The sequence below is a fragment of the Vibrio sp. D401a genome (assembly GCF_030248515.1).
Classification (GTDB): Bacteria; Pseudomonadota; Gammaproteobacteria; order Enterobacterales; family Vibrionaceae; genus Vibrio; species Vibrio rotiferianus.
Genome location: NZ_JAHGAI010000070.1, coordinates 95691 through 116762, shown reverse-complemented (window position 1 = coordinate 116762; position 21072 = coordinate 95691). Strand labels below are relative to the sequence as shown.

26 protein-coding genes are annotated in these 21072 nt (G+C 45.0%); 15 read left to right on the top strand and 11 right to left on the bottom strand.

Annotated features, from left to right (window positions below):
- The 4 genes from KIV41_RS23945 to KIV41_RS23930 all read right to left on the bottom strand — a co-directional run.
- On the bottom strand, positions 1–604 hold a 604-nt coding region (locus KIV41_RS23945), incomplete at its 3' end, for a flagellin (RefSeq protein ID WP_285337804.1).
- 263 nt (positions 605–867) lie between these two features.
- Positions 868–2007: a flagellin gene (locus KIV41_RS23940; protein WP_285337803.1), complete on the bottom strand. Its 1140-nt coding sequence runs from the start codon at positions 2005–2007 to the stop codon at positions 868–870.
- 162 nt (positions 2008–2169) lie between these two features.
- Positions 2170–3072 (bottom strand): Dyp-type peroxidase, encoded by a 903-nt coding sequence (locus KIV41_RS23935; RefSeq protein WP_285337802.1) that lies wholly within the window; start codon positions 3070–3072, stop codon positions 2170–2172.
- A gap of 42 nt (positions 3073–3114) precedes the next feature.
- On the bottom strand, positions 3115–3600 hold the full coding sequence (locus KIV41_RS23930; RefSeq protein ID WP_038886646.1) for a DUF2919 domain-containing protein: 486 nt from the start codon (positions 3598–3600) through the stop codon (positions 3115–3117).
- A gap of 145 nt (positions 3601–3745) precedes the next feature.
- Here KIV41_RS23930 and KIV41_RS23925 point away from each other — a divergent pair, with 145 nt between their 5' ends.
- Positions 3746–4099, top strand: a complete 354-nt coding sequence (locus KIV41_RS23925; protein ID WP_285337801.1) for a DUF2956 domain-containing protein — start codon at positions 3746–3748, stop codon at positions 4097–4099.
- A gap of 1 nt (position 4100) precedes the next feature.
- Complete coding sequence (locus KIV41_RS23920; protein WP_088880490.1) at positions 4101–4439, top strand: DUF4156 domain-containing protein; 339 nt, start codon at positions 4101–4103, stop codon at positions 4437–4439.
- A gap of 37 nt (positions 4440–4476) precedes the next feature.
- Here the strand turns inward: KIV41_RS23920 and KIV41_RS23915 are convergent, their stop codons facing one another.
- Entirely contained in the window at positions 4477–4764 is a 288-nt protein-coding gene (locus KIV41_RS23915; protein ID WP_010449652.1) for a helix-turn-helix domain-containing protein, read from the bottom strand.
- A gap of 246 nt (positions 4765–5010) precedes the next feature.
- Here KIV41_RS23915 and KIV41_RS23910 point away from each other — a divergent pair, with 246 nt between their 5' ends.
- The 4 genes from KIV41_RS23910 to KIV41_RS23895 are packed head-to-tail and all read left to right on the top strand — an operon-like array spanning position 5011 to position 7452.
- Positions 5011–5361, top strand: coding sequence for an ArsC family reductase (locus tag KIV41_RS23910; RefSeq protein ID WP_143692806.1), 351 nt, complete (start codon positions 5011–5013; stop codon positions 5359–5361).
- An 18-nt stretch (positions 5362–5379) separates the two neighbouring features.
- Entirely contained in the window at positions 5380–6516 is a 1137-nt protein-coding gene (gene dapE, locus KIV41_RS23905; protein ID WP_010449656.1) for a succinyl-diaminopimelate desuccinylase, read from the top strand.
- 37 nt (positions 6517–6553) lie between these two features.
- Positions 6554–7252 (top strand): M15 family metallopeptidase, encoded by a 699-nt coding sequence (locus tag KIV41_RS23900; RefSeq protein WP_285337800.1) that lies wholly within the window; start codon positions 6554–6556, stop codon positions 7250–7252.
- A complete protein-coding gene (locus tag KIV41_RS23895; RefSeq protein ID WP_171357169.1) occupies positions 7249–7452 on the top strand; it encodes a DUF2897 family protein in 204 nt (67 codons plus the stop codon). Before KIV41_RS23900 ends, KIV41_RS23895 begins: the two co-directional genes overlap by 4 nt.
- 60 nt (positions 7453–7512) lie before the next feature.
- Here KIV41_RS23895 and bamC read toward each other — a convergent pair whose 3' ends face one another.
- Positions 7513–8529: an outer membrane protein assembly factor BamC gene (gene bamC / locus KIV41_RS23890; protein ID WP_285337799.1), complete on the bottom strand. Its 1017-nt coding sequence runs from the start codon at positions 8527–8529 to the stop codon at positions 7513–7515.
- 48 nt (positions 8530–8577) lie between these two features.
- Positions 8578–9456 carry a 4-hydroxy-tetrahydrodipicolinate synthase gene (dapA, locus tag KIV41_RS23885; protein WP_285337798.1) on the bottom strand — a complete coding sequence of 293 codons (879 nt, stop codon included), beginning with the start codon at positions 9454–9456 and terminating at the stop codon, positions 8578–8580.
- A gap of 406 nt (positions 9457–9862) precedes the next feature.
- Here dapA and KIV41_RS23880 point away from each other — a divergent pair, with 406 nt between their 5' ends.
- Both KIV41_RS23880 and bcp read left to right on the top strand, forming a co-directional pair.
- Positions 9863–10405, top strand: coding sequence for a glycine cleavage system protein R (locus KIV41_RS23880; protein ID WP_010449664.1), 543 nt, complete (start codon positions 9863–9865; stop codon positions 10403–10405).
- Positions 10406–10424: 19 nt separating this feature from the next.
- The gene (gene bcp / locus KIV41_RS23875; RefSeq protein WP_010449666.1) at positions 10425–10895 is read left to right on the top strand and encodes a thioredoxin-dependent thiol peroxidase; all 471 of its coding nucleotides are present in this window, start codon (positions 10425–10427) and stop codon (positions 10893–10895) included.
- 64 nt (positions 10896–10959) lie between these two features.
- On the opposite strand, the gene KIV41_RS23870 is transcribed toward bcp, so the two are convergent.
- Positions 10960–12030, bottom strand: a complete 1071-nt coding sequence (locus tag KIV41_RS23870; RefSeq protein WP_010449668.1) for an AI-2E family transporter — start codon at positions 12028–12030, stop codon at positions 10960–10962.
- 1 nt (position 12031) lies between these two features.
- The gene (locus KIV41_RS23865; RefSeq protein WP_010449670.1) at positions 12032–12268 is read right to left on the bottom strand and encodes a sulfurtransferase TusA family protein; all 237 of its coding nucleotides are present in this window, start codon (positions 12266–12268) and stop codon (positions 12032–12034) included.
- A 269-nt stretch (positions 12269–12537) separates the two neighbouring features.
- Between KIV41_RS23865 and KIV41_RS23860 the strand changes: the two genes are divergently transcribed.
- Genes KIV41_RS23860 through KIV41_RS23845 form a run of 4 tightly spaced genes read left to right on the top strand, consistent with a single transcriptional unit; the run spans position 12538 to position 15393 of the window.
- Positions 12538–13992 (top strand): M48 family metallopeptidase, encoded by a 1455-nt coding sequence (locus KIV41_RS23860; RefSeq protein ID WP_285337797.1) that lies wholly within the window; start codon positions 12538–12540, stop codon positions 13990–13992.
- A gap of 16 nt (positions 13993–14008) precedes the next feature.
- On the top strand, positions 14009–14359 hold the full coding sequence (gene arsC / locus KIV41_RS23855) for an arsenate reductase (glutaredoxin) (RefSeq protein ID WP_138942671.1): 351 nt from the start codon (positions 14009–14011) through the stop codon (positions 14357–14359).
- Complete coding sequence (gene wrbA, locus KIV41_RS23850; protein WP_010449676.1) at positions 14360–14932, top strand: NAD(P)H:quinone oxidoreductase; 573 nt, start codon at positions 14360–14362, stop codon at positions 14930–14932.
- Positions 14933–14952: 20 nt separating this feature from the next.
- A complete protein-coding gene (locus KIV41_RS23845) occupies positions 14953–15393 on the top strand; it encodes a DUF2069 domain-containing protein (protein ID WP_285337796.1) in 441 nt (146 codons plus the stop codon).
- A 113-nt stretch (positions 15394–15506) separates the two neighbouring features.
- Here KIV41_RS23845 and KIV41_RS23840 read toward each other — a convergent pair whose 3' ends face one another.
- Positions 15507–16784 (bottom strand): DUF2066 domain-containing protein, encoded by a 1278-nt coding sequence (locus KIV41_RS23840; RefSeq protein ID WP_285337795.1) that lies wholly within the window; start codon positions 16782–16784, stop codon positions 15507–15509.
- Positions 16785–17019: 235 nt separating this feature from the next.
- Between KIV41_RS23840 and KIV41_RS23835 the strand changes: the two genes are divergently transcribed.
- Positions 17020–18273, top strand: coding sequence for a uracil-xanthine permease family protein (locus KIV41_RS23835; protein ID WP_285337794.1), 1254 nt, complete (start codon positions 17020–17022; stop codon positions 18271–18273).
- 145 nt (positions 18274–18418) lie between these two features.
- On the opposite strand, the gene upp is transcribed toward KIV41_RS23835, so the two are convergent.
- On the bottom strand, positions 18419–19045 hold the full coding sequence (gene upp / locus KIV41_RS23830) for a uracil phosphoribosyltransferase (protein WP_005445324.1): 627 nt from the start codon (positions 19043–19045) through the stop codon (positions 18419–18421).
- Positions 19046–19224: 179 nt separating this feature from the next.
- Between upp and purM the strand changes: the two genes are divergently transcribed.
- Both purM and purN read left to right on the top strand, forming a co-directional pair.
- Entirely contained in the window at positions 19225–20265 is a 1041-nt protein-coding gene (gene purM / locus KIV41_RS23825) for a phosphoribosylformylglycinamidine cyclo-ligase (protein ID WP_285337793.1), read from the top strand.
- A gap of 142 nt (positions 20266–20407) precedes the next feature.
- The gene (purN, locus tag KIV41_RS23820) at positions 20408–21046 is read left to right on the top strand and encodes a phosphoribosylglycinamide formyltransferase (RefSeq protein ID WP_285337792.1); all 639 of its coding nucleotides are present in this window, start codon (positions 20408–20410) and stop codon (positions 21044–21046) included.
- Positions 21047–21072: the final 26 nt, after the last annotated feature.

Sequence of the window (21072 nt, the reverse complement as noted above, 5' to 3'; positions counted from 1 at the left end):
TGTCTTTTAGCGAGATAGTCAGGTCTGCTTTGTCACCAGCAACCGACCAGTCTTTACCTTTACCGTTTTCAGCGACGTAGCTGCTGCCACCCATCATTTTGTTGTCTGAGCGCATGTCTTTTAGCTCAAGCATTACTGCTTCGCCATTATCTGCACCAATTTGGAAAGATTTCGAACCATGTGTGCCGTTCAGCAGCTTGTTACCACCAAATGATGTCGTTTCAGCGATACGGTTAAGCTCATCGTTTAGTGCCGTTACTTCTTCCTGGATCGCAACACGCTCTGCTTTTGAGTTAGAGCCGTTTGCAGATTGTAGAGATAGGTCACGCATACGTTGTAGGATGTTGGTTGTTTCATTCATTGCACCTTCAGCGGTCTGTGCAATTGAAATACCATCATTCGCGTTACGTACCGCAACGTCTAAACCACGGCTTTGAACGTTCAAGCGGTTCGAGATTTGTAGACCCGCAGCATCATCTTTTGCGCTGTTGATTTTAAAGCCTGAAGACAAACGCTCCATTGAAGTTTGTTGAGCTGAGTTTGCGTTGTTTAGGTAACGCTGAGCGGTCATCGCCGATACGTTTGTATTTACATTCACTGCCATGGTGATTTCTCCAATTGATTTTCCGATGTAGCGGTTTCCGACGTCTCGGAAAACCAAGTAGTTCTCTCAAAGTTACTTTTATTAACGGCGCTACTTCTGATTTCTTGAGGAAAAAAATACGTTTTTTTGAAAAAAAGTTCGTTTGGGAGGGAAATAGTGATGAAGTAAATAAAAAAGCAAAAAAACTTTAAAATTCCACTAAAGCTTCTTTTATTACTGTCGATACAGGCTGGTTTTACGTTAAATTCGCGCGGTACGAACCATTAACCAAGCAGCGTCAAAGCAAGGTTTGGGGCTTGCTTTGCTTGTGCCAAAATCGAAGTGCTGACTTGTTGTAAGATCTGCTGCTTCACCATTTGCGTGGTTTCTTTGGCATAGTCAGTATCTTGGATACGGCTGTTCGAAGCCGCTAGGTTCTCATGGATGTTATCCAGATTATTGATCGCATGATTAAAGCGATTTTGATACGCGCCTAGCTCAGCACGACTGCTGTCCACTGTTTTCATGGCGTCATCTAGAATACCAACCGCCATTTGAGCACCACCCACCGTACTGATATCAATTTTATCTACCGTTCGTTTTACGGTGACATACTTGTCAAGTTCTAACTCATCGCCCAAACCACCACTGAAGGTTGGTCCAGGGTATCCTATGGCATCTTTATAGGACATCAGTAACTGCAGTTGCCCCTCTTCATTAACAGACGCTTTTACTTTATCGGTTTGCCCATTAATGTAAGTAGCGAGCTCTTCTATATCATCACCTGCTTTAGCTTCAATACGGATCTCCTGCTCTTCAAAATTGTTATCACGATAGTGGATAACAATATCGTTGTTTCCGCTTTGAACCGTCCAATCGGAGCCGACCCTTTGAGATGATCTCATAGAAAAGCTAGTAAAAGATTCCGGCTGCATAGTCCGTAGGCCAATTTGTACCGCTTCACCAGCAGTTGCACCGATTTGAAAAGACGATGTGCCAAATGTGCCATTCAATAGTTTACGCCCACCAAATGAGGTGGTTTCCGCAATACGACTTAACTCATCATTTAAAGCAGAGACCTCTTCTTGCAGCGCAGTACGTTCCGCTTTGCTGTTTGAGCCGTTAGCCGACTGTAGCGACAAATCACGCATACGTTGCATGATATTGGTCACTTCATTCATCGCCCCTTCGGCAGTTTGCATAATGGAAATGCCATCGTTCGCATTGCGTACCGCGACATCCAAACCACGCATTTGCGAGTGGAGACGGTTGGAGATTTGCAGTCCTGCAGCGTCATCCTTTGCGCTGTTAATACGCTTCCCTGAAGACAAACGCTCCATGGATTGGTTCAGCATGTCAGTTGCACTGGTCAAATGACGCTGTGTGACAAGTGCTGCCACATTGGTATTAACGGTGATCGCCACAAATATTGGTCCTGAAATTAAGGCTTTGGATACTTATCGACCAAATTGCAGAAAGGTTTAGTGTTTTTTGGAAAAGAGCCAGCGCTAAAAGTAATGGAAAGGGACGTAAGACGAAAAAGCCCTCCGAGCGGAGGGCTTTAAGTAAACGTTGCTTCTAGGAAATTACTTAATCGCCAATTCCGCTAGCATTTCTTGTGATGGAGCGAAGAAGTACGCGCCTGTTACCGCTTTGGTGAAACGAAGCAATTGGTCTGTCTTACCATCGGTAACACCGTACATGCTCTCTAGCATCATTTTGATGTTGTGGATAGTGTTGCAGTAAGAGATGAACAGAAGACCATGTGCGCCAGTTACTGTGCCGTACGGCAAGCTGTGACGAACGATCTTAAGACCTTTGCCTTCTTCTTTGATGTCTACACGACCTACGTGAGAAGCCGCTGGCACGTCTTCTAGCTCAATAGAATCTAGCTTAGTACGGCCAATGACTTTCTCTTGTGCAGATACGTTCAAACGGTTCCATGCAGGCAAGTTGTGCTCAAAGCGTTGAACCATCACGTAGCTACCACCAGCGAAAGCACCGTCTTTGATCAATGCAACGTCAGCACGTGCGTCGCCTTTCGGGTTCTCTGTGCCATCAACGAAATCCGTCATGTCACGAGCATCTAGGTAACGGTAACCGTAAGTTTCGTCGACGACTGTTACATCTTCTGCTGTATCCACTAGGAATTTACGCAGTACATAGAAGTGCAAATCGTGACGAGTTGAGTGGCAGTGAATCAGTACATCAACATCAGATGCAGGCGCAATCACGTCGCCTTCACCCAGCTCAGGGAAGTCGATCAACTCTTCTGGCATTTGCATGTTTAGGTGCTGCCAAAAAGACTTAGTGAATGCGATAGAAATCGTTAGGTCTGCACCTGGTTGGCTCGCATTTAGCTCATTTACTAGCTCAGGTAGCGCTTTCAGTTTCGCCAGTACGTTTTCACGGTTTTGGTTCACTTTTAACTGAGTGTAAAGTGCAAATGGTCCTGCTTCAGGCACAATCGCCGTTTGAGCTTGTGACATTGAGATATCCTCTTTATAGCCCCGTGCGGGAAATTTTTGTTCTTAATTTTTTGATGGCTGTTCTTCTTTGTGCTCAATCTGTGGCACGTTGAAGCAGTCTTTCACCCATCTTCCATTTAGAAGATAGATCATAAACCAAGTTAACAGGGTAATTGTGAGCGCGTTTGCCCAGTTGAATACACCATGTTCGAGGTAGACATGATACATGGTCTGAGCCAATTGAATACCGCACAAGATCAAAGTCATAGCACGACCATGTTGAGTAATTTGATTCACCCAGCCTCTATCCGGATGGCGCAAGCCCATCAGCCACATCAGTAACAAGCTTGGAATACCCATCGATAGGCCGAGATATAACGTATTAGAGTCAGGGTAAACAATCGCTAATATCTTGCTACCACTGTCTCTACTTACTCCTGCCATGGCAAACACCACCCAAGAGCGTGCTAGGAACATCCAACCTAGCCATAACATAATTGGCGCTTTCAAAAATCCATGAGCGTCGTACTGATCAAATGAGTAACGCACAATATCGTCTTCTTAGTTTCATAAAAACGCCACTTTAACTGATCGCTTAAGAGTTGCAACCCGGCAAAGATGAGAACTAAAGTTCATTTCGTCATCTTACGCAGGTAAACTAAGTTAAGATTTACAGTGACGTCGATAAAAAAGCATGAAAAAGAAAAACACAACAGCACCCGCTCCTTCTCAAGAAACCCAAACTGAAGCGATGAAAATAGCTAAATCAACCCAAAAGCCTGGCCAGACCAAAGAGCAGACTAAACTGATCGCTCAAGGGATTGAAAAAGGCATTGCTCAGTACAAGAAACAACAGAAAGAACGCAATCGACAAGCCGATAAGGCAAAGAAAAAGCAACAGAGAGAAAAACAGCGTCAACTCGTTGACGTAGTTGAACAAGAATCAGCAAGTATTGAAGCGCCAACGAGCAAACCTGCCGTATTACCTTGGGCATTACTGATACTGAGCTGGATTGGTTTTGCCGCTTACATCGTGATGGGGAAATAATATGCGACATTATGTGATGATAGGGTGCATCGCATTGGCATTAACAGGCTGCTCTGCACCCTCAACCTTGCCAAGTGAAACAAGCTTTGACGTGGAAATTCGCATCGACAACCAATTTAACCCTGAGCAATGCGAGTATTTAGGTGAGCTCACCGGCAGTGAAGGTCACTGGTACAGTTACCTGTTCTTTACCAATGACGCCATGATGCAAGGCGCGATGATCGATCTTAAAAACAATGCAGCGAAACTCAATGCCGATACGGTTTATATGATATCACCGCAAGACTTTACCACTTCATTTAGCGTCTTAGGGACTGCATATCAGTGCCAAAATAGATAAGATTGTTCAGATACAAAAAAAGCCAGCTGTTGCTGGCTTATGCACGAAATCCAAGACTAGTAGCGATATCTTTCTCTCGCTCAAGAACCCATTGACTATCAAAAGGCCCCCAGTCAGAAAGCTGGTAATAACCGTCATTGTGACGTCGGCCATCTTGAACAAAAATCAGTTCAATGCCGATCCCCGGTAAAGCCTTAAGTACATCTTGAATAGTACGACGAGGCCACCCCGTTTTTTCGATTAACCTAGGCACATTTGGCCTTTCTAGACTTTCGACCAGTAAGGCTAAATACAGCCGCCTTGCAAAAACAGGACTCAATTCCATTGACACCTCCTAAAATTGTGCTGATTCATTATTTCTTTTTTGCACAGTAATTTGTTGAGGTTGATCAATAACTCGCCCTTTCCCAGCAATTTCTCCCTTATTTTTTTCAAGAAGTAAATTATTCATCTCATCATTTTGTCAGTTTCGTTGCTTCTTGGTAGGATGCGTTAACAACTCAATGAATAAATAAGCCACATTCAAGTAATTGGCTCGGAAAGAAGAAAGTAAGACTCAAAAGGACACATTATGACGATCACCATGTTCGGCATCCCAAACTGCGACACGATTAAAAAAGCGAAGAAATGGCTTGAAGCGGAAAGCATTGCATTTGATTTTCATGACTACCGCAAACAAGGTGTCGATGCAGCAATGGTTACTGAATTTTGTAATGCACTAGGTTGGGAGCAAGTACTGAACAAACGTGGTACAACTTTCCGTCAATTGACTCAAGAACAAAAAGATTCTCTTAATGAAGAAAACGCAATCGCGCTATTAGTAGAAAACCCAGCGATGATTAAGCGCCCAATCTTGAAAGTTGAAGACCAACTACATATTGGTTTCAAAGCAGACCAATACGCGACCATTTTTAACTCTTAATTAAAGGAACAATCAAGGATGACAGACAGTCCAGTACTGGCACTCGCTAAAGACCTGATCAGCCGCCAATCCGTAACGCCTGAAGATGCAGGCTGTCAGGAAGTGATGATCGAGCGATTAAAAGCGCTTGGTTTTGAAATCGAAGTGATGGTGTTTGAAGACACAACAAACTTCTGGGCTCGCCGAGGCACACAAGCACCGCTGTTTGCTTTCGCTGGTCACACTGATGTTGTGCCTGCGGGCAAGCTAGAGCAATGGGATACGCACCCATTTGAACCAACGATTGTAGATGGTTACCTTCACGGTCGTGGCGCCGCTGACATGAAAGGCTCACTCGCTTGTATGGTGGTGGCAGTTGAACGGTTTATTGCAGATAACCCAGACCACAAAGGCTCGATCGGCTTTTTAATCACCTCTGACGAAGAAGGCCCATTCATCAACGGCACCGTTCGCGTAGTCGAAACCTTAATGGAACGCGGCGAGAACATCGATATGTGCATCGTTGGTGAACCTTCAAGTACTGAAGTGGTTGGTGACGTCGTGAAGAATGGTCGTCGTGGCTCCATCACTGGTGACCTAACCGTACACGGAACACAAGGTCACGTTGCCTACCCTCACCTTGCTAACAACCCAGTTCATCAATCTCTATTGGCAATCCACGAGTTAGCTACCACAGAGTGGGACCAAGGGAATGATTACTTCCCGCCGACAAGCTTCCAGATCCCGAACGTTTCAGCAGGTACTGGCGCGTCTAATGTGATTCCAGGCGAGTTTAACGTTCAATTTAACCTTCGTTTCAGTACTGAATTGAGCAACGAAGTGATTGTTCAACGTGTGACTGAAACGCTGGATAAGCATGACTTAGATTACGATCTAAAATGGACATTCAATGGCGACCCGTTCTTAACGGATACTGGCGCATTGCTAGACGCAGTGGTTGCTGCAGTTGACGACGTAAACAGTACTAAGCCCGCACTTCTCACAACTGGCGGTACGTCTGATGGTCGCTTTATCGCGCGTATGGGCGGTCAAGTGGTTGAGCTTGGGCCAGTTAACGCGACGATTCATAAAGTAAACGAGTGCGTGAAAGTCGATGACCTAGAAAAATTGACCGACATGTACGAAAACACGCTGAAGCACCTGCTAGCAAAATAGAGTTTACATCGAGCACGCAGTATTTAACGAGAACCCCATGACACCAGAGCAACTTACCGGAATCACCGATTCGCATCTTCAATCCACGTTGGTGGGGCAAAAGGCGTTTATGCTTCACCCAGAAGTCGTCGATGATTTGTTGAAGATGATTGAAGCCGCAACCGAGGCTGGTTTTAAGATGGAAATTGCCAGTGGCTTTCGCGACTTTCACCGTCAAAAAGCCATTTGGAACGGTAAGTTTTCTGGTGACTTAAAAATCTTAGATTCCCACTCTCAGCTTTTAGAAAAAGCGACGCTCAGTGATGAAGAAAAGCTAATGGCGATTCTGCGTTGGTCTGCCCTACCCGGTGGCAGTCGCCATCATTGGGGGTGTGATTTTGATGTCTATGCGCGTAACTTGTTGCCGCCAGAAACGCAATTACAGCTAGAACCGTGGGAATACTTCGAAGGTCATCAGCTAACTTTCTATCAATGGTTAGAAACCAACCTAGATCGCTTTGGCTTCTTCTTCCCTTACCAACAAGATTTGGGTGGTGTGGCTATTGAACCTTGGCACATCAGTCATAAATCAGTTGGGCAACAATGCTTGGCTCACCTGACACCTGAAGTACTGAGAAAGCAGTTAATTGAGCAAAATCAGATCGACAGCATTGCAGGGATTGACGTCATATTGAATAATTTGGATAAGGTCAATACCAAATTCATTCACAATATCACTCTGCCGGAGGCTCTATGATAGAAATACTAACCAACCCTTGGGTCATTATCATCATAGTGGTCAGCATAGTGGTTGGTAATATAGCTGCGTTAAAGTACACCGCAAAAATGAAGTTTGGTCAGATGGATAAGGGCCGTAAGAACGATTTAGACAAGTTGAACGAACTTGATAAACAACGTTACGGAGACCAAAACAAAGAAAACGATGAATCTCGTTGAATTCGCACGTTGTGGACAGAAATAAATAAGGGACCTTCAGGTCCCTTTTCTTTGTCCGAGTTATTGCTTCGCGACTGCAGCTAAAACTGGAGCTAAAGACTTCAAAAACTCTGCTTCGACAGGCTTGCCCGACGAATTGGTAACATTAATCGACGTTCGGTTTCCTAGGTCACCAAATAGGAAAGTATATTTACCTGCGTCTAAATCGATTGGTTTCACACCAATATCATTCCAAAATGCGTCATCAGGTGATGCATATCTTGCTTCAACTGTACCTTGTGATTGACTACGACTTTCAATCGTGAAGCCAATTTTTGGAAGTAACTCAGGCAATCGTTGCCATAATACGTTGTACTGTGCACGAGCGATAATAACGGGCAGACCACTACGATCGGTTCCCATCGTAATTGGAATTTGTTTTACTAATTCCTGTGCTTTTTTCTGTGCGTCTTCACGAACTTGTTGATCGTAACGAGCTGTAACCAAGTTGGTCATCAACACATTGTAGCGTTCACGATTAGTGCGCGAGACTTCCTTAACCTGCTCGCCTTCTCGCCAATCAACCAAGTTAACTTTAAATCCAAAGCGGTTGTTAGCTTCAAAACGAGAAATATCGTAGCGACTGCCGATTTCCATATCTTCATCCGCTGAATTCCAAGTCACCCAACCCGTTTCAATTAGGTTTTCGCTCTGTTTATCTACTGGAATCTGATTTGTCGAAATCATATTTTGGACGGTTTGCCAAACAAGATCGAGCTCGTCTTTGCGAAGTAGCCATAGGGTAACCTCACCATTGCTACGTTCCAAGCGCGCACCTGGGATCAGCTCTAGCACTTCTTGTGGGGGACGAATATCAACAGCCTTACCAATGCCACCCTCAAAATTGCCCTGAGGAATGTCATAGTTTGGATAAAACTGAGGCTGAGCATCGGCAGGCATATTCCATTCTGATAACGACTCAGTATTCAAATATTCGAAGTCATCTTTTGCTTGACGACGCTGGTTGGCACCACCTGAACAGGCAGTCAATACAAAAACAGCCAGTGAACTCATCACTAACTGGCTAGAAAGCTTCATCTATACTCCTAAAAACTGAGAGCTCTCGCCCTCAGTTATACTTCAATCCTAGTAAATACCGGCGTCTGTTAGCGCCTGTTCCAAAATCGGCTGCGACTTTTCAGAAAGTGGTGTCAAAGGAAGACGCAAACTGCCGTCACCGATCAAGCCTAGCTTAGTGGCTGCCCATTTTACCGGGATAGGGCTTGATTCGATAAATAAGTTCTTGTGCAAAGTCATCAAACGCTGGTTGATTACTTCAGCCTCTTCAAACTTACTGTCTCGTGCTAAGTGGAACATATCTGCCATGTCTTTCGCAGCGATATTATTCGTTACAGAGATAACACCATGACCGCCCAGCTTCACAAACTCTAAGCCAGTCGCATCATCACCACTTAGTAAGATAAAATCTTCGCCACAAAGTTCACGGTGAAGTGCAATTCGGTTCAAATCACCCGTCGCGTCTTTCAATGCGACGATATTATCAAGCTTTGACAAGCGTGCCACTGTCTCAGGCAACAAATCTACCGCTGTACGCCCAGGTACATTGTATAAAATTAGAGGTACATCACTTGCTTCAGAGATCGCTTTGTAATGTTGGAACAAACCTTCTTGAGTTGGCTTATTATAATAAGGCGTAACACTTAAGAAGCCTGTAATACCTGAATCTGCAAGTAACTTACTGAATGTGACTGCCTCATGAGTTGCATTTGCACCTGTGCCAGCAATCACTGGGATGCGACCGTCGGCAAACTCTACCGTTTTATTTACGACCTTCACATGCTCTTCAATCGTTAGAGTCGAAGACTCTCCCGTTGTGCCTACCGCAACAATACCGTCAGTACCCGCCTCAACGTGATACTCAACCAGCTTTTGCAGACCATCGAAATCTACTTCACCATCTGGCTTAAATGGCGTGATCAACGCTACGATACTTCCTGAAAACATGTCTATCTCCCTCATTTAACTCTTTCTGCATGGTACTGTAATGCGATTAACAAACACAAGTGTGTATAGACGCTTACAAAGTACAAATGAATGAATAATTATCAGTTGTTAGAGGTTTAGCAAGATTCTTTTGCTCAACTCTGGGGATTCGCTCAATTCTCGAGCTTCAACGATAATCGTTGCAGCCTTTATCCCCTATGGGATCGGCACCTATTTAGCCCGCGGAATATACTCGCAGTTTTCTTCGTCACGTCAGAGTTAAGTGAAATTATCTCGTCCAGAAAGTAGACGATAATATTTCGCTTACAAAGCAAACAGTCGCGCCTAAAAAAGGAACCAACTCGACATTTCTAATGCTTATCTGTGCTAACATCACTCTATTGAAGAAAGGACAAGAAGCTCATATATGACGCAACATCTGGTACTTACAGCAGTTGGAACGGATCGCCCAGGCATTTGTAATCAAGTAGTCAAACTGGTCACACAAGCTGGCTGTAACATCGCTGATAGCCGAATCGCTATCTTTGGTAATGAATTTACATTGATCATGCTGTTGACAGGCAACACCAACAATATCACTCGAGTCGAAACGCAATTACCTCTACTCGGGCAAGAGCATGACCTTATCACTATCATGAAGCGAACATCCGCACATGAGTTATTAGACAACTCATATGATCTTGAGGTCTTCATCGAATCAGAAGACCGAATGGGTTTGACGGAAAAGTTCACCCAGTTTTTTGCCGATCAGAACATTGGTCTTAACTCACTAAGCGCTCAAACTATTAGTAAGTCTAAAGTTCAACTAGATGCTGACCAATTCCATATTGCAATTACAGCGTCTGTCCAAGCCGACTGTAACCTTATGCAGCTTCAAGAAGATTTCGATGAACTTTGTAATACGCTCAACGTACAAGGTTCTCTGAATTTCATAAAAAACAATCTATAAATAAGTAAAGGACATAACAATGAATACGCTGACAGCAGGCACGCCAGCGCCAGCCTTCTCTTTGCTCGACCAAGACGGTAACACTGTTACTCTCGATGATTTTAAAGGTAAGAAAGTTCTGTTTTACTTCTACCCGAAAGCGATGACACCGGGCTGTACCACTCAGGCAAAAGGTCTGCGTGATGTAAAAGCAGAGCTAGACGCACACAACGTTGTAGTATTGGGCGTAAGTATCGACCCAGTGAAACGACTTGGTAAATTCATCGAACGTGACGAACTAAACTTCACACTACTGTCTGACGAAGACCATGCAGCTGCTGACCAGTTCGGTGTGTGGGGCGAGAAAAAGTTCATGGGTAAAGTCTACGATGGTCTTCACCGCATTAGCTTCCTAATCAACGAGGAAGGTGTGATTGAACACGTGTTCAACAAGTTCAAAACCAAAGACCATCACGAAGTGGTTGTGAACTACTTGAAAGAAAACGCGTAAGCCTAGCTTTCAATCAAACATCAAAAAGCCCAGCAGTCGCTGGGCTTTTTATTGGATTCGATTTCTATTCTTGTATTGGTTCGCTTTCTTCTGTACTTGGCAGTGCATTCCACACAGCTTTGACAAGTGTCGCCAACGGAATTGCAAAGAATACGCCCCAGAAGCCCCATAAACCTCCAAACACCAATACCGCAACAATAATTGCTACTGGGTGAAGGTTCACTGCTTCGGAGAATAGTACCGGTACTAAAACGTTGCCATCAAGCGCCTGAATAATACCGTACGCCACCAGCAACCAGTAAAACTGTGGAGATAATCCCCACTGGAACAAACCAACAATCGCAACGGGCACAGTGACTGCTGCCGCACCGATGTATGGGATCAGAACCGATAGCCCAACCGCTACCGCTAACAATGCAGAATAACGCAGGTCTAAAACCGCAAACGTAACGTAGCTCACTCCACCGACGATAAGAATTTCTAGCACTTTACCGCGAATGTAATTCGAGATCTGTTCATTCATCTCGTGCCAGACTTTATTCGCCAACTTGCGATTCTTTGGCAGGATGCCACTGGCCATACTCATCATCTCTTCTTTGTCTTTTAACAAGAAGAAAACTAATAGAGGTACAAGGATCAAGTAAACCGCTAAGGTTGCAATGCTCACAAGTGACGCAAGTGAGCCCTTCACAACACTTTCACCTAAGCCGATTGCTTGGTTTTTAGCGTTGGTTACAACCGTCTCAACAATTTGCAAGTTTGCTAGCTCTGGGTAACGCTCCGGTAATGTGGAGATGAACTTCTGCAACCCTGTATACATGTTCGGAATATCATTGATTAGGTTACCAACCTGAGTCCAAATAGTCGGTACCAATCCGAAAACCGCAATGAGCATCAAGCCGATAAAGACAAGTATCACCGTGATAACTGAAAAGGTTCGCGGAATACCAAAACGGCACATTTGTGTGACAGGCCATTCAAGAAGATATGCAAGAACGATCGCAACCAGTAATGGTGCAATTAAGTGCCCGAAAAAATAAATAGTGATAAAGCCGAACAATAAAATCGCGACTAGGCTCACGGCATGTGGGTCTGAAAAACGTCTCTTATACCAACGACTTATCATCTCAAGCATCTTATGATGATTCCTTATTAAATACGGTCAAAGTGAAGTACTCTGGTAATGCGTGACACTGCACTTCATACCCTTGATTGCGTAAATACGTCACTATGTCTCGTTTAGAGCTATTATCCACAACTTGAATCACAAGCTGTTGATACTGGGAAGATTCTCCCTGAAATACTTCAGCAGCGTGACGTTTAGCAAGTAACAGCGCCATAGGGCAGCGTTGCTCACGCAAATCAAGTAACATGGATTCCATTGTATTGCTCTGCACTTATGATAGGGTTGTATTGTAACGGCTTTTTGAGCTGGTGCTAGTGATTTAAGCCTAAACGACAATGACTTCTAATTAACAATTAAAAGTTATGTGTGTGACAATTTACGAAACCAATTCGTTTATCTTCGGTCTTATTGCTAGCATATTCATCCGACACGGATGACCATAAAACATGGTGGCGTTGCAGAGAGGAACTCAGCTTCCAACCCATGTTTCGGTATTTTGGAGAATCTTTAAACCGTATGTTAAAACGCACTCGCTCGCTAGTTTGTTTATGCCTTGCTGCTGTATTAAGTACACCAACGCCTATTTACGCCAATAGTCTCGACCTCCCTGATATTGGTACCGCAGCCGGTGGCACTCTGACGATAGATCAAGAGTTGATTTATGGTGACGCTTACATGCGTATGCTTAGAGCCAGCAGTCCGATCGTTAGTGATCCTGTGATCAACGAGTATATTGATACGCTAGGACACCGACTGGTCGCTAATGCGAATGATGTAAAAACACCGTTCCACTTTTTCATGATCCGTGATCGCAATATCAACGCTTTTGCCTTCTTTGGTGGTTACGTTGCCCTGCACTCAGGGCTATTTTTACACGCTCGAACGGAGAGTGAGCTCGCATCGGTGGTTGCTCACGAGATTGCGCACGTAACACAACGTCACCTTGCACGAAGCATGGAAGAACAAGCTCGACGCTCTCCAGCAACGCTAGCTGCTTTGGCAGGTGCACTGCTCATTGCGATTGCAGCGCCAGAAGCAGGTATGGCAGCGATTACCGCAGCTACCGCAGGGAATATGCAGAGCCAGATAAACTACACGCGCTCTAACGAGAAAGAAGCAGATCGTTTCGGAATCTCAACGCTGGCGAAAGCTGGGTTTGACGTCCAAGCAATGCCACGTTTTTTTGGTCGACTTGCAGATGAGTATCGCTATGCAAGTAAACCACCACCGATGTTACTAACTCACCCATTACCTGAAGACCGAATCACCGACTCTAGGGCTCGAGCACAAGCCTACCCTCCAATGCGAGTTATGCCATCGCTCGATTATCATCTTACTAGAGCACGCATTGTGGCTCGCCACGCGGGTATAGACGGCGAAGCTGCTATGGGATGGTTTGAACGTACACAGAAGAAAGCAACGGCAGATTTGATTCCTACATTTGAATATGGAAAAGCGCTTGTCCACCTAGATAATAAGCGCTTAGACAAAGCCGAAGTATTGCTTAACAAATTACTCAAGCAAGACCCATCTAACCCTTTTTATCTTGATGCGATGACCGATTTATATATTGCTCAGAAGCACCCAGAAAAAGCGATTGATATGTTATCAAAAGCGCTAAAACGATCGCCGCACAATAAAGTTCTCACCATCAACTATGCAAACGCTTTGCTTGAAGCAGGTAAAGACAAAGAAGCAATTAAAATACTGCAGCGCTATACACATGATAACCCAGAAGATACCAATGGTTGGCACCTGCTCTCCAAAGGTAACATTGCCTTAGGGAACAGCGATGAAGATTTAGCTTCGCGTGCAGAAATTCTTGCATTGCGCGCGAATTGGAACAAAGCAATTCAATATTATAGTGAAGCAAGTAAAATTGCCGAACTGGGAAGTTTGAAACAAGCTCGATACGACGCACGTATCGACCAACTGATGATCCAAAGAGATCGATTCATGGCATTACAATAACGAAATGGAGAAAACCATGTCAGTCGTGATTTATCACAACCCTCGTTGCTCAAAGAGCCGTCAAACTCTAGAACTGCTAGAGCAAAATGGTGTGACACCGGAAGTGGTCAAATACCTTGATACACCGCTTAATGTTGAACAACTGAAAGCACTTTACGTTCAACTTGGTTTCTCTTCTGTACGCGAGATGATGCGCACAAAAGAAGACATTTACAAAGAGCTTGCGTTAGGTGAGGCATCAGTCTCAGATGAGCAGCTTTTCGAAGCGATGGCGCAAAATCCTAAACTGTTTGAGCGCCCTGTAGTGGTTGCCAACGGTAAAGCGAAGATCGGTCGTCCACCAGAGCAAGTGTTGGAAATTCTATAAATGGATTGCCAGATCCTCATTTTGTATTTCAGCCGTCATGGCTCAACAAAACAGCTGGCAAGACAGATAGCAAGAGGGGTCGAATCGACTCCTCATTGCGAAGCGATTTTGCGTACAGTTGAAGAATTGTCACCTCACTCACATACCCCTTCTGATCCAATTGTTACTCTAGATGAACTGAAGCATTGCGATGGCCTCGCGTTTGGTAGCCCAGTCTGGTTTGGTAATATGGCAGCGCCGCTTAAGCACTTTTGGGATCAAACGACACCTTTGTGGGTGAATGGGGACCTTATCGATAAGCCAGCCTGTGTGTTTACCTCATCATCTTCAATGCACGGTGGTCAAGAGACGACTCTACAAAGCATGATGACCCCTCTTTTGCATCATGGCATGATGGTGTTAGGTATCCCTTACTCAGAGCCTGAACTGCACACCACGCAATCCGGTGGAACGCCTTACGGGGCAAGCAGTGTAGGACACGAACCAAGTCTTACAGCAGAAGAGATTCGTCTCGCACAACAATTAGGAAAACGACTGGCGACCGCAGCACAAAAGCTCAAAGGAAGTCAGTAAGCTCAAGGATAAGTAAATCGATGTCTGACATTATTGACCAACCACCTCTCAGCACACGAACCCAAACCTATCGCTACATGGCGCTATTCGGCAATTTGGCGTTGTTAGGTTGGGCCGCGATTTGGCAATTAGCACTTTCCCCTCACCCTCATCTAAGCAGCACAACACTGGCAGTTGCGTGGTGTATTCCTCTGCTCCTGCCGCTTCCGGGTATTCTTGCAGGTAAGCCTTATACGCACGCGTGGGCTAACTTTGTATTAATGCTCTACTTTCTCCATGCACTCACTATTTTATATGTGGATGATGGCGAACGATGGCTAGCTGCCGTAGAGTTAATGCTCACTTCGTTAGGTTTCGCTGGTAACATCTTATTTGCACGAGCACGTGGCAAAGAATTAGGCTTGAAACTAAAACGCCTATCTCAAGTTGAGAAGGAAGAGAAAGCTAAATTCCATAAGTAGCTCGCTTTGAAGCTCAAGCTCTCTCGTTGCATCCTCAGCAATGAAAAATAAACAATAAAAAAGAGTCGCACTGGGCGACTCTTTTTGTATTCAGCTTTGGGTGAACGTAGAGCTTAGCTTAAGTCTTCCACCACATCAGTTTCTAGTACTGGTGCAATTTCTGACTCTTGCTCTTCGGGCTCTGCTTGCGTACGAACAGGCGCGTTCCATTTATAAATCAAATCATACTGCACTGGTGCTGGCTGAACGATGACTGGTTGCTCTGGTTGAGTTACCTCATTAGCAGTATCTAGCTCCACCACATCTGCAGCTTGACCTTCTTGCGTCTCCACTGGCAATTGTGCTGGTTGAGCAGGCTCTTCAGGCAGTTGTACTGGTGTAGCTTCTTCCATACTCACCATTGGTTCTTCTGTTATCACTAACGGGCGAATTGAAGACGCTTCTTGCTCAAACGCTTGTTGAGAGGCTAACAGGTGAATCGTTAACGTTACTTGGTTTCCTTGCACACGCTTGATTTCCGTACCTGCTACCGAATTCAGTTTGGTTAAGGCATTCTCTAGATCGAAGAAGTCCATCGCTGACTCTACATTCAACACCTTCACATCAATTGCTTTAGAGGACTTGCTTGAAACCACAACCGCACTCTTCTTCGCATAGTAATCAGCAATTCCACCGACCATCGCAGGAATCCCATTTGCACCAGATGCAGATCCACTACGTGGCGATTGTTTTGATTCAGATAGCTGAGCTGGCGATTGATCGTACAGCGTCCAACGAATCTTATCGCCTTGAACACGCATAACCAGTACCGCATCTACAGGATAGCGTTGACTTGCTTGGCTGATTGGTCCGACAAAGTCACCCCAAAGATCTGAGACGTTCACACCAGTCACGTCATCAAAATCACCCACAGGCATAGTAATAGGTAGACCACGAACCTCCGCTGCTTTACGAAGAGCTACCGCGTTCACTGAGTCTGAATGTTCCCACGTAATCGTACGATCGTAGCCCTGCTCTTCCACCATCCACACTAAGATATTTGCTCGGTTTGGGGACCATAAAGGAAGTTGGGCTTGAGTAAGTAGTGAGCGAACTTGGCTACTATTAAACAACATCTTAAGGCTTGTTTGCCCATCAAGTTGGCCATAACTTAGCTGAGAGATATAGCGAGCGCTCGAGCCTACCGCTTTTTGGATAACTAGATTGTTAATAGAAGATTGACTGCCCGTCGCTCTGACGATGACATCTTTCATTCCTTGTTGACGAGCAAGAGACTCACCATCTTTCTGATTACTGTCTATAGCAACTTCTGCACGGTAGACATCTACCTGAGTAAGAGCATGCACAGGCAGGGACAACCAACCTATCAGTAGGAGAGCTAAATAGCGCATAGTTTTCATAATCCTCTAAACAAGAACTCGCATGATAAGCAACTATCAAACCTTGAGCAAGAAGGGTACTGAGTATGTTGTCGATATTCTGACCAACTTATTACGTAAAACCGATATAAACTATTCGCTGACCTTATAAATCCATACAAAAGTTTGATCTAGACAACATTGCAATCGATTGCTAGATGATAAGATTCGCCGGATTTGTCTGCGTATCTTTGAATAGGGAATTATTATGAAAAATGCGTTACAAGGCGCTCAGATGCTCTTTGTCGCTTTTGGTGCTCTCGTACTGGTACCACTTCTTACTGGCCTAGATCCAAACGTCGCTCTGTTTGGTGCTGGTGTCGGTACTCTTCTTTTCCAACTAATTACTAAACGTTCTGTCCCAATCTTCCTTGCCTCTTCTTTCGCGTTTATTGCACCTATCATGTTTGGTATCCAAACTTGGGGTATCGGTGCAACGATGGGTGGCTTAATGGCAGCAGGTTTGGTTTACGTCGGCCTTGGTGCAATGATCAAAGTCCGCGGTGTTGGCTTTATTCATAAAATTCTTCCGCCAGTGGTTGTTGGCCCTGTAATCATGGTGATCGGCCTAGGTCTAGCACCAACGGCAGTAAACATGGCAGTAGGCAAAACAGGTGATGGTGCAATTCAGCTGATCAACGGTGATGCCGCCGTGATTATCTCAGCAGTATCGCTGCTAACAACGATAGCACTGAGTGTATTTGCGAAAGGTTTCCTAAAACTGGTTCCTATCGTTGGCGGTATCTTGGCAGGTTACTCTGTTTCTCTATTCTATGGCGTTGTGGATTTCACTCCTGTCGCTCAAGCTGCGTGGCTAGCAATGCCAAACTTCACCGCACCAGAGTTCAACATCAATGCGATCTTATTCATGATCCCAGTGGCTATCGCTCCAGCAGTAGAGCACGTGGGTGACATGCTAGCGATTTCAAACGTAACCGGTAAAAACTACCTCAAGAAACCGGGTCTGCACCGCACCATCGCAGGTGACGGGGTAGCAACAATTGCCGCATCTATGGTTGGCGCACCACCAAACACCACTTACAGTGAAGTTACGGGTGCGGTAATGCTAACGAAAGCATTCAACCCAGTGATCATGACATGGGCGGCAATCACGGCAATCGTACTTGCCTTAGTTGGTAAGCTCGGAGCCATTCTACAAACGATCCCTGTTCCGGTCATGGGCGGTATCATGATTCTACTTTTCGGTTCTATCGCGACAGTAGGTCTAAACACGCTTATCAAGAACAATGTTGATCTGCACAAGTCTCGTAACCTAGTGATCGTTGCGGTAACGCTAGTATTTGGTATCGGTGGCATGGCTTTCGGTATTGGCGAGTTCAGCCTACAAGGTGTAAGCCTATGTGGTATCGTGGCTATCATTCTTAACCTAGTGCTACCACACGACCTTGGTGAAAACCACGTGGTGGATAACGCACAAATGGAAGAAGAGAACGCGAAGTAATTTGCAGGGCGGTTTAATCGATTTAAGTCGCCCTTCCTACTCTCGTATCTCGTAGCTAGCTTCTATATAACAGATACAAAAAAGGCTTGGTTTTCACCAAGCCTTTGTTTTTTCAATTCAGTAATAATCTAGCATTAGGCTCAGATTATTTAGTACCGAAGATCTTATCACCAGCATCACCAAGACCAGGAACGATGTAGCCTTTGTCGTTTAGCTTCTCATCGATTGCTGCTGTGTATAGCTCTACGTCTGGGTGCGCTTTCTCTAGTGCTTCGATACCTTCAGGAGCCGCTACAAGAACAAGAACTTTGATTGCCTGACAACCTTTCTCTTTTAGAAGATCGATTGTTGCGATCATAGAACCACCTGTTGCAAGCATTGGGTCAACAACTAGAGCGATACGCTCATCGATGTTAGAAGCAAGCTTGTTAAAGTATGGTACTGGCTCAAGTGTTTCTTCATCACGGTAGATACCTACAACACTGATACGTGCGCTTGGCATGTGCTCAAGAACGCCATCCATCATACCTAGACCTGCACGCAGGATTGGCACTACAGTTACTTTTTTACCCTTGATTTGATCAACTTCTACAGGACCATTCCAACCTTCAATGGTTACTTTCTCTGTTTCAAAGTCTGCAGTCGCTTCGTAAGTAAGTAGGCTACCGACTTCTGTCGCTAACTCACGAAAACGCTTTGTGCTGATGTCACCTTCTCGCATTAGACCAATTTTGTGTTTTACTAGAGGGTGTTTAACTTCAACAACTTTCATTTCCATCTCCGGCTTTTTTGGCAATATTTAAACAAACCTTCAGATTATACATGATTTTTGCAGGGATATCAGGATAGATCACTAAAGAAAAAAACCGACGCAAACGTTTGCTATCTGTATTTAACCACTGGTAGAATAGCGCCGTTTTCATATCCAACTTAAAAACCGAGGACTTCCCTGTGAGTGGTAACAACTCTTCTCTTAGCTATAAAGACGCTGGTGTAGATATTGATGCAGGCAACGCGCTTGTAGATCGTATTAAAGGTGCGGTTAAGCGTACTCGTCGCCCTGAAGTGATGGGTGGTATCGGCGGTTTTGGCGCATTGTGTGAATTACCGACGAAATACAAACAACCTGTACTGGTTTCTGGTACGGACGGTGTAGGTACAAAACTTCGCCTAGCGCTGGATATGAACAAGCACGACACTATCGGCGTTGACCTAGTGGCAATGTGTGTAAACGACCTAATCGTTCAAGGTGCTGAGCCTCTATTCTTCCTAGACTACTACGCAACAGGCAAACTAGACGTAGACACAGCGGCAGACGTGGTTTCTGGCATTGCTGATGGCTGTGTTCAAGCAGGCTGTGCACTTATCGGTGGTGAAACCGCTGAAATGCCGGGCATGTACGAAGGCGAAGACTACGACGTTGCTGGCTTCTGTGTTGGCGTAGTAGAAAAAGAAGACGTAATTGACGGCACCAAAGTAGCAGCAGGCGATGCACTTATCGCGGTTGGCTCAAGCGGTCCACACTCAAACGGTTACTCTCTTATCCGTAAGATCCTTGAAGTTTCTGGCGCAGATAAGAACGAAGAGCTAGCAGGTCGCACTATCGGTGAGCACCTACTAGAACCAACGAAGATTTACATCAAATCAGCACTTAAGATGATTGAGAAGCACGACATCCACGCGATTTCTCACATTACAGGTGGTGGCTTCTGGGAAAACATCCCACGCGTACTGCCTGAAGGCACGAAAGCCGTGATCAACGGTAACAGCTGGGAATGGCCAATCATCTTCAAATGGCTACAAGAGAAAGGCAACGTTGAAACGCACGAAATGTACCGTACGTTCAACTGTGGTGTTGGTCTAATCGTAGCACTACCTAAAGACCAAGCAGACGCGGCGGTTGCACTTCTTAAAGAAGAAGGCGAAAACGCATGGGTGATTGGTGAAATCGCTCAAGCAGAAGCCAATGAAGAGCAAGTTGAAATCCAATAACTTGTGAGTTGTGCTAAATAAAGATATGAATGAGGACGCTATGTCCTCATTCTGCTATCTGGAACATCGAAAACCATTCTAATAGTAGGTAATTTAGCGGATACGCACTTCAAACCTACAGTAGCAAGGCAGTCTCAACATCATGAAAAACATAGTGGTCCTCATTTCGGGTAACGGCAGTAACCTTCAAGCCATCTTGGAAGCTTGCGAAGACAGTATGCCAAATGCACAAGTTGCGGCGGTGTTCTCCAACAAAGCTGATGCTTATGGTTTAGAGCGTGCAAAACAGTTTGATGTGAAGGGTCATTTTGTCGATCCAAAAGCATTCGAATCACGTGAAGACTTTGATGCTGAACTGATGAAACAAATCGATGAATACCAACCGGACGTGATTGTGCTTGCCGGTTACATGCGTATTCTCAGTGGCGCGTTTGTTTCCCATTATCTGGGTAAGATGATCAACATCCACCCTTCTCTATTGCCTAAGTATCCGGGTTTACACACCCACCAGCGCGCGATTGATGCAGGCGATAAAGAGCATGGCACTAGCGTACACTTTGTCACGGAAGAGTTAGATGGTGGCCCTGTGGTACTGCAAGCCAAAGTACCAGTATTTGAAGACGACGATGCCGATGCACTCGCTGCACGCGTTCAGACTCAAGAACACAAGATCTACCCAATGGTCACTAAATGGCTAGCAGATGAAAGGCTAACGATGAGAGATGGTAAAGCGTATCTTGATGGTTTTGAGCTTGGTGAACACGGCTACGCCGACGAGTAACTCTTAATTCCAAACACCAAACGCAA